4 protein-coding genes and 1 riboswitch are annotated in these 9,146 nt (G+C 44.1%); of the genes, 2 read left to right on the top strand and 2 right to left on the bottom strand.

From position 1 onward, the window contains the following. Nucleotides 1-98 precede the first annotated feature (98 nt). On the bottom strand, nt 99-1,238 hold the full coding sequence (locus tag AB6F11_RS21025) for an alanine--glyoxylate aminotransferase family protein (protein ID WP_102394673.1): 1,140 nt from the start codon (nt 1,236-1,238) through the stop codon (nt 99-101). 176 nt (nt 1,239-1,414) lie between these two features. Next, a riboswitch (Lysine riboswitch) is annotated at nt 1,415-1,592 on the top strand. A 109-nt stretch (nt 1,593-1,701) separates the two neighbouring features. On the opposite strand from AB6F11_RS21025, the gene lysC reads away from it, so the two are divergent. Then, on the top strand, nt 1,702-3,069 hold the full coding sequence (gene lysC / locus AB6F11_RS21020; protein WP_102394672.1) for a lysine-sensitive aspartokinase 3: 1,368 nt from the start codon (nt 1,702-1,704) through the stop codon (nt 3,067-3,069). 114 nt (nt 3,070-3,183) lie between these two features. On the opposite strand, the gene metH is transcribed toward lysC, so the two are convergent. Beyond that, nucleotides 3,184-6,861 carry a methionine synthase gene (metH, locus tag AB6F11_RS21015; protein ID WP_017068719.1) on the bottom strand — a complete coding sequence of 1,226 codons (3,678 nt, stop codon included), beginning with the start codon at nt 6,859-6,861 and terminating at the stop codon, nt 3,184-3,186. A gap of 169 nt (nt 6,862-7,030) precedes the next feature. Here metH and AB6F11_RS21010 point away from each other — a divergent pair, with 169 nt between their 5' ends. Then, complete coding sequence (locus tag AB6F11_RS21010; RefSeq protein ID WP_017061334.1) at nt 7,031-8,311, top strand: sodium:proton antiporter; 1,281 nt, start codon at nt 7,031-7,033, stop codon at nt 8,309-8,311. The last annotated feature ends 835 nt before the right edge of the window (nt 8,312-9,146 follow it).

Genomic DNA, 9,146 nt, shown 5'->3' with positions numbered 1-9,146 from the left:
CGTAGAGGACTTTCACCTCCTAGATCAACGCCATGCTCGGCGCACAACAAAAAAGCGCACGATCTCTCGTGCGCTTTCTTTTGAACTTTTTAGGCTAGTTACTTTAAGACATCTCTCAATGCTTTTAAGCACAGCGCGACATTCTCTTTACGAGCACCATAGCCCATTAGGCCGATACGCCATGCCTTACCAGCCAAAGAGCCAAGCCCAGCACCGATTTCAAGATTATATTCTTCTAAAAGCTGCGTTCTGATCTTAGCCTCATCAATTCCTTCTGGGAAATAAAGTGCATTAAGCTGCGGCAGGCGGCTCTCTTCATCAACCACAAACTTTAACCCTAGAGCTTCTACGCCTTCTTTAAGCTCTTGGTGCATCGCATGATGACGAGACCACGCATTATCTAAGCCTTCATTTTTCAACAAAACCAGCGACTCATGCAGAGCATAAAGGCTGTTCACGGGTGCGGTATGGTGGTAGCTACGCTTACCTTCTCCACTCCAGTAACCTAATACTAAACTTTGATCCAAAAACCAGCTTTGCACTGGTGCTTTACGGGCTTTCATTTTATCAACCGCACGCTGAGAGAAAGTCACTGGAGATAGCCCTGGCACACAAGACAGACACTTTTGGCTGCCAGAATAAACCGCATCAAGCTGCCACTCATCAACCAGCAATGGCACACCACCTAATGATGTCACTGCATCAACAATCGTTAACGCATCAAACTGACGAGCGACAGCAGAGATAGCTTGAGCATCAGATAACGCTCCGGTTGATGTCTCTGCATGCACAAATGCAACAGCAACGGCATCGGGGTTTTCTGCCAATGCTTGTTCTACCTTTTCAACTGAAACGGGCTTGCCCCATTCGTCATCAACAAGGATGGCTTCGCCACCACAACGCACCACGTTTTCTCGCATACGCTCACCGAAGACACCGTTACGACAAACAATCACCTTTTCACCAGGCTCAATCAAGTTAACAAAACAGGTCTCCATACCTGCACTGCCCGGTGCAGAAACGGCAATCGTAAATTCGTTTTCAGTCTGAAAAGCGTATTTAAGAAGTTGTTTAAGCTCATCCATCATCGCAATAAACAGCGGATCTAGGTGACCTATGGTTGGACGGCTCAAAGCCTGTAGCACTTGAGGTGAGATATCAGAAGGACCAGGCCCCATTAACGTTCGGTGTGGCGGATAAAAGCTCTCGATAGCAGTAGTGAGTGTTAAATTAGACATGTACATCCCTTACGTTAATGTTGTGAACAATCCACCCTAAAGCAAATTGATTACCTCAGCAATTAGCCATAAGTATTGAGGTCAAACCACTGTCACATAATTGTTAAAATTATTTTTTAAATATCTCCAGTTACGGATTGACATTGTTACCGCAAACACGTTCAATGAAATGGCTATCTAGCAGAAGAGGAGCACTGCCCAGGCAGATGTTTTGTGGAACCGCATTTCCAATACAAAACATTAAGGGGGAGCAGTGCCGAGATAATAAAAGGATGCAGGACCTTTATTATCGGTTGAGCGGGCTGAATCCCGGCAACTGTCGCCATTTCTATATGGTGAGGAGCTTCTGAGGTTACTATTCTAATAATTCCTCTCTTTTTGCTCTAAATACTCTCTTCGAAAAACATCGGACGTTGGATTACCCAACCGTAATTTTATTTTAGGAAGTCGTGGGAGATATATCGTGAGTGCATCTAATGTAGCTGGTTCTTTTAATGTCGCTAAGTTTGGTGGAACAAGTGTTGCCAACTTTGAAGCAATGAGCCGTTGTGCTGCTATTATTGAAAATAACTCGAATACGAAACTGGTCGTGAGCAGTGCATGCTCTGGCGTTACCAACCTACTCGTTGAACTCGCGAATGGGGTTCAAGACAAAGCTCGTCGTCAGGATTTGATGACGCAACTGACTGACATTCATAACGCAATTCTCGATCAGCTAGCTGATCCAATCAGTATCGAAAAAGAAGTTCACAGCATTCTTGATGACATTGCGAGCGCTGCCGAGGCTGCATCATTCCAAACAAGCACTAAACTGACCGATCACCTTGTCGCATGTGGCGAGTTGATGTCGACACACATCTTGGCTCAGATCATCCGTGAACGAGGCACTCCTGCTGTTCGCTTTGATATCAGAGATGTGATGCGCACTAATGATGATTTTGGTAAAGCCGAACCTCAACTAGAAGATATTGCCGCTCTAGCGCAACAGAAACTTATTCCACTTTGCCAACAACAAGTTGTCGTTACACAAGGTTTTATCGGTGCTGATAGCGAAGGCAACACCACGACTTTAGGCCGCGGTGGCAGTGATTACTCAGCAGCATTGATTGCCGAATCTGTAAAGGCGATTGGTCTAGAAATCTGGACGGATGTTCCGGGTATTTACACCACTGACCCTCGTATTGCACCTAAAGCTTCTCCTATCCCAGAGATCAGCTTTAGTGAAGCATCGGAAATGGCAAACTTTGGTGCGAAGATCTTGCATCCATCGACTCTAGTACCTGCATTACGCCACCAAATCCCGGTATTTGTCGGCTCTTCTAAAGCACCAGAGTTGGGTGGAACTTGGATTCGCCAACAGGTGGAAAGCTCTCCACTATTCAGAGCCCTCGCCCTTCGCTGCAACCAAACCATGGTTACGCTGCGTAGCGCTAATATGTTCCATGCTTACGGCTTTCTTGCGAAAGTGTTCGAGATCCTTGCTAAACATAAGATCTCTGTCGATCTGATTACTACCTCTGAGATCAGTGTTTCACTCACCCTAGATCAAACTGATACATCTGGTGGTGCTCCTGAATTACCAGAAGCAGCACGTCTTGAGCTAGAAGAGCTTTGTTCAGTCGATGTGGAACATGACCTGTGTTTAGTGGCATTGATTGGTAATAATATGAGTGAAAGCAAAGGCTACGCTAAGCAAGTATTCAGCACCCTTGAAGATTTCAACCTGCGCATGATTTGTTACGGAGCAAGCCCACACAACCTGTGTTTCTTGCTAGATGAATCTGTTTCTAAGTTGGCGATTCAAAAACTGCACCAAGAATTGTTTGAGTAAAAATGCGTTTATCACCAACAGATAAATAACTAAATCTCAGATACAAAAAGGGTTGCTATTAAGCAACCCTTTCTCTTTTTTACTATACGAATCAAAGCTCGTCGTAGATTCAAACTAGTTAATGTTTGGACCTAACCACTTCTCGGCTTCTAACATATCCCAACCTTTGCGGTCAGCATAGCTATCCACTTGATCCTGTTGAATCTGTGCAATAGCAAAGTATCTAGCATCAGGGTGTGAGAAATACATACCAGACACTGAGGCACCAGGCCACATCGCGTAGCTTGTCGTTAATGACATGTCGATTGCCTTTTCAACGTCCATCAGCTCCCACAACGTACCTTTCTCTGTATGCTCTGGGCAAGCAGGGTAACCTGGAGCTGGACGAATACCTTGGTATTTCTCTCGAATCAAATCGTCGTTAGACAAATTCTCATCTGGCGAGTAACCCCAAATATCCTTTCTCACTTCTTTATGCAGATATTCCGCGAACGCCTCAGCCAATCGGTCAGCAACCGCCTGAATCATAATCGCGTTGTAGTCATCGCCTTTCGCTTTGTATTCATCAGCCAGCTCTCGCTCACCAATACCACCCGTAACCGCAAAGCCACCAATCCAATCCGCTTTACCGCTTTCTTTTGGCGCAATGTAATCAGACAAACAGTAGTTAAAGCCTTTTGGTTTCTCTGTTTGTTGACGAAGATTGTGTAGAACTTTTAGAACTTCGGTACGAGATTCATCGGTATACACCTCAATATCATCACCAACACTGTTCGCTGGGAACATGGCACACATACCACGCGCTTCAAGCAGCTTCTCTTTCTCTACGCGATCCAGTAAATCATTAGCATCTTTGAATAAACGTTTTGCCTCTTCACCCACTTCCTCATGATCAAGGATTGCAGGGTATTTACCAACCAATGACCATGTCATAAAGAATGGAGTCCAATCGATGTACTGACGCAAAGTTGCCACATCAAAATCATTGAAGATATGAACTCCCGGCTTAGCGGGTGCCGGTGGCGTATACGCATCCCAATCGATAGCAACTTTATTGGCACGAGCTCTTTCAAGCGTGACAGGCTTGGTACGAGGTTTCTTACGATTGTGCTGATCTCGAACGCGATCGTAATCGATATCCAGCTTCTCAACGAAAGCGGGTTTCAATTCATCAGAAAGTAGTGAAGTACAAACACCCACTGCACGCGAGGCATTATTTACGTATACAACAGGTTCTGAATAATTCTGCTCAATCTTAACTGCTGTGTGAGCTTTAGATGTGGTTGCGCCGCCAATCAGAAGAGGCAGCTTGAAACCCTGTCTCTCCATTTCTTTAGCAACATGTACCATTTCATCAAGAGACGGTGTAATCAGCCCAGACAGGCCAATAATGTCGACATTCTCTTCTTTCGCTACCTTGAGAATCTTCTCGCAAGAAACCATCACACCTAAGTCGATAATTTCGTAGTTATTACACTGTAAAACCACACCAACGATATTTTTACCGATATCGTGAACGTCACCTTTAACGGTCGCTAACAAAATCTTACCGTTAGTTGCGCCCACTTCTTTGGATGCATTAATGAATGGTTCTAAATGGGCAACCGCCTGTTTCATCACACGCGCAGACTTTACAACCTGTGGTAAGAACATCTTACCTTCACCAAACAGGTCACCAACAACGTTCATTCCGTCCATTAGAGGACCTTCAATCACTTCAATAGGACGAGAGGCATTAACACGAGCTTCTTCGGTATCTTCAACAATAAAGTCGGTGATACCTTTTACCAAAGAGTGCTCCAAACGCTTCTCTACAGGCCAAGTTCGCCACTCTAATGCAGATTTATCTTCAACCTTACCAACAGCACGCTCTAGGTATTCGGTCGCCATATCCAGCAATCTTTCAGTCGAATCATCACGACGGTTTAGTACCACATCTTCAACAGCATCACGCAGATCTTCTGGAACATTATCGTAAATTTCCAACTGACCAGCGTTTACAATGCCCATATCCATACCGTTTTTAAAACAGTGATATAGGAATACCGCGTGAATAGCCTCACGGACGTAGTTATTACCACGGAATGAGAATGAAACATTCGACACACCGCCAGAGATCATCGCATGCGGGAGATCGCGTTTGATGTCTCCTACTGCTTCAATGAAATCAACCGCATAGTTATTATGCTCATCGATACCAGTAGCCACTGCGAAAATATTCGGGTCAAAAATAATATCTTCTGGTGGGAAACCGACTTCATCAACAAGAATGTTGTAGGCATTGGTACAGATTTCGACTTTACGCTCTCGAGTATCAGCCTGCCCGACTTCATCAAACGCCATCACGATGACAGCAGCACCATAACGACGAACTAATTTGGCTTGCTCAACAAACTTCTCTTTGCCTTCTTTTAGAGAGATTGAGTTAACGATGCCTTTGCCTTGAATACACTTTAGGCCAGCTTCGATAACTTCCCACTTAGAAGAATCGACCATAACAGGTACTTTCGAGATTTCAGGTTCTGAAGCACATAGATTCAGGAATTTAACCATACACGCCTCGGCGTCTAGCATCCCTTCATCCATGTTGATATCGATAATCTGAGCGCCATTTTCGACTTGCTCGCGAGCAACACTCAATGCTTCGTCGTAAAGCTCTTCTTTGATCAAACGCTTGAAACGCGCAGAACCAGTGACATTGGTCCGCTCACCTACATTCACGAACAAAGATTCTTTAGCTATCGTCAGTGGCTCTAGTCCCGAAAGACGACAAGAAACTGGTAAGTCTGGCAATTGACGCGGCGTTACACCTTCAACGGCCTCAGCCATTTGACGGATATGCTCTGGAGTAGTACCACAACACCCACCAATTAGGTTCAAGAAGCCACTTTCAGCCCACTCTTTAACATGTTCAGCCATATCCTCAGGAGAAAGGTCATACTCACCAAATGCATTAGGCAAACCCGCATTAGGGTGAGCAGAAACATTGCACTCTGAGATACGAGACATCTCACCGACATACTCACGCAGTTCATCAGGGCCCAATGCACAGTTCAATCCAAATGAGATTGGTTTTACATGACGAAGGGCGTTGTAGAATGCTTCTGTCGTCTGTCCTGAAAGGGTACGACCTGATGCGTCAGTGATGGTACCGGAAATCATCACTGGAAGAGCAATACCCACCTCTTCAAAAACAGATTCAACGGCAAAGGCACACGCTTTCGCGTTTAACGTATCAAAGATAGTTTCAATAAGAATTAAATCTGAACCGCCCTTAATGAGCGCGCGAGTCGATTCAGAATAGGCTTCAACCAGTTCGTCAAAGCTAACATTACGGTAACCTGGATCGTTTACATCAGGCGAGATAGAACAAGTTCGGTTGGTTGGACCTAATACACCCGCGACGAAGCGAGGTTTATCTGGGGTCTTTGCAGTCCATTCATCAGCTGCTTCACGAGCAAGCTTGGCAGCAGCAAAGTTAATCTCTTCACTAAGGCTTTCCATATCATAGTCGGCCATAGCGATGGTTGTAGCGTTAAAGGTATTGGTTTCGAGGATGTCAGCCCCAGCTTCCAAATACTCCATATGGATATCTTTGATAAGCTTAGGCTGTGTAAGAACTAAAAGGTCATTGTTGCCCTTCAAGTCACTGTGCCAATCAGCAAAGCGTTCACCACGATAGTCTTGCTCTTCCAATTTATAATCCTGAATCATGGTGCCCATGCCACCATCAATCAGTAAAATTCGTTGCTTCAACAGAGCGTCAATCTTTTGCCTTACATTACTTCCCACGGTACAACCTCATTCCTTTAATTATCCCTCCATCCTATCACACATTAAAAAGGAGTCTAGACGTCTAAAAAAGGAAATTGATTACTGAGTCATGACAAAAAAATGTTTGCTATTTGAGCATGAGACAACGAAAATTCATATTCATACTTTGTTACATGTTGGAATCCCAATGTCGGTCTATTACACCTTATGCTTCTTGTCCGCTGCAGCCATGCTTATTGCTTTCGTGAATACAAAAATTGGTAAAATGCAGACAACCATCGCCATCACAGCTGGCTCAATGATGTTATCTCTATTGATTATCATTGCGGGACAAAATAATTGGTTCCAATTGGCAGACATTGCCTCAGAGACCGTTGCCAGTATCAATTTTGAAGATTTCCTTCTAAAAGGGATATTAGGATTCTTACTATTTGCAGGCGGTTTGGGAATCAAATTACCAAACCTAAAAGACCAGAAATGGGAAATAACAGTACTCGCGTTAGGTGCTACGCTGTTTTCAACATTCTTTATCGGTTTTGTGCTGTACGGGTTTTGCCAGTTCATCGGTATTCAATTTGATCTGATTTACTGCCTACTCTTTGGCTCGCTAATCTCTCCAACCGATCCCATCGCCGTGCTAGCAATAGTAAAGAAACTCGACGCTCCCAGAAGAATCTCTACTCAAATCGAGGGAGAGTCTCTATTCAACGATGGTTTTGGCTTAGTTATCTTCGTAACCCTATTTACTATCGCATTCGGCACAGAAGCGCCAACCGTCGGTAGTGTGACCATGCTATTCGTTCAAGAGGCAATTGGCGGCATCGTCTACGGTTTTGTTTTAGGTCTTGTATTCCACTACCTAATCAGCAATACCGATGACCACTCGATGGAGTTGCTATTAACCATCGGCATCCCAACTGCTGGTTATGCGTTTGCTGAAGTTCTACATGTATCAGGCCCATTAGCGATGGTGGTATCAGGTATCATGATTGGTAACTGGACTCGCTTTATCGGATTCTCGAAAGAGAGTGAAGATCACCTAGATCATTTCTGGGAGTTGATAGATGAATTCTTAAACGGCGTATTATTCCTACTAATTGGTATGTCGATGCTGTTATTCAAATTCCACCAAGAAGACTGGATCTTAATGGCGTTCGCAGTCCCTCTAGTATTGAGTGCACGTTACTTGAGTGTTTTCTTGTCTTACATCGGATTTAAACGCTTTAGAACTTACAACCCGTGGTCGATTAAGATTCTAACTTGGGGTGGCTTACGCGGTGGCTTAGCATTAGCCATGGCACTTTCGATCCCTTCAGGTATCTGGGTAATTGAAGACAAAGCAATAGATGTAAAAGAGATAATCCTTGTCATGACATACGCCGTTGTTGTGTTCTCTATTCTAGTTCAAGGCTCAACAATCACTCCTATGATAGAGAAAGCAAAACAAGCAGAGAAAGAGCTAGATTAATATCTAAATAGATCAACCAAGGCCGCCTACTTTAGGTGGCCTTTTTATACCTAATGAAAGTCAAACTCGCCAATTCCCTCACTGAAGTTATCGTTGAAAGGGATGCGTGGAACATAGAGCTCATATCGATATTTGATACCGCTAATATTTGAGTAATCGAAAGCCTTAATGTGGGTGGACAGAACTCTTTAAGGAGCTTAAGTCATACAGAGAATTAGTTCTTCTGCCCACTCGCTAGTCTACCCAATAACCCACTCTCAAGTTATATAAGCTTCAATCGAAAGGCTTCACCTTTCACCTGGAAACAAAAATAACGGGACTCAACGTCTCGCTAGAATAGCGTTAGTTATTAACAGGACTACGGAGCTAGATGAGTGGTGAACAGAAAGCTTTAGCTTTGAACTAAGTCATTAAATACAGCAAGGCTGCACTAAATCAGTGTTCGATAGAGATAGCTAAAGGAACACATGGTACTTCAAGTGATACTTGTAAAAATGACAGGAATAAAAAGCGCTAGCATTTCTGCCGAGACGTGCAGACTAGAGTCTTAAATATGGCAAGGCTGGAATGAGTAGGCACTCCGGAGATTCGAGCACGCAGGTGAGCTAGGAGCGCCTAGTTATCCCAACATTACTTCGTAGAAGCAGCAGATACAAAAAAGCCCCAGTATTTCTGCTGAGGCTTAGTATATGGAAAGGTTGGAGGTTTAGACTCCCAACACGCGCTGTTTTGGTAAGTAGGAGAATCCGCGGCTTTGCTAATGGCGTATATTATACCAACCCGGAAAATTAACTGATCAGGTCAATCCAATCTCTTGTACACATTTTTGTGACGC

This window comes from Vibrio sp. 10N.247.311.14, from assembly GCF_041467715.1.
GTDB lineage: Bacteria > Pseudomonadota > Gammaproteobacteria > Enterobacterales > Vibrionaceae > Vibrio > Vibrio crassostreae_C.
The sequence above is the reverse complement of the archived record's forward strand: the minus strand, read 5'-3'. Positions and strand labels throughout refer to the sequence as shown.

Excerpts from the sequence above, each read along its gene's own strand:
- AB6F11_RS21025 (WP_102394673.1), bottom strand. The coding sequence starts at position 1,238 with ATGTCTAATTTAACACTCACTACTGCTATCGAGAGCTTTTATCCGCCA.
- AB6F11_RS21010 (WP_017061334.1), top strand. The coding sequence starts at position 7,031 with ATGTCGGTCTATTACACCTTATGCTTCTTGTCCGCTGCAGCCATGCTT.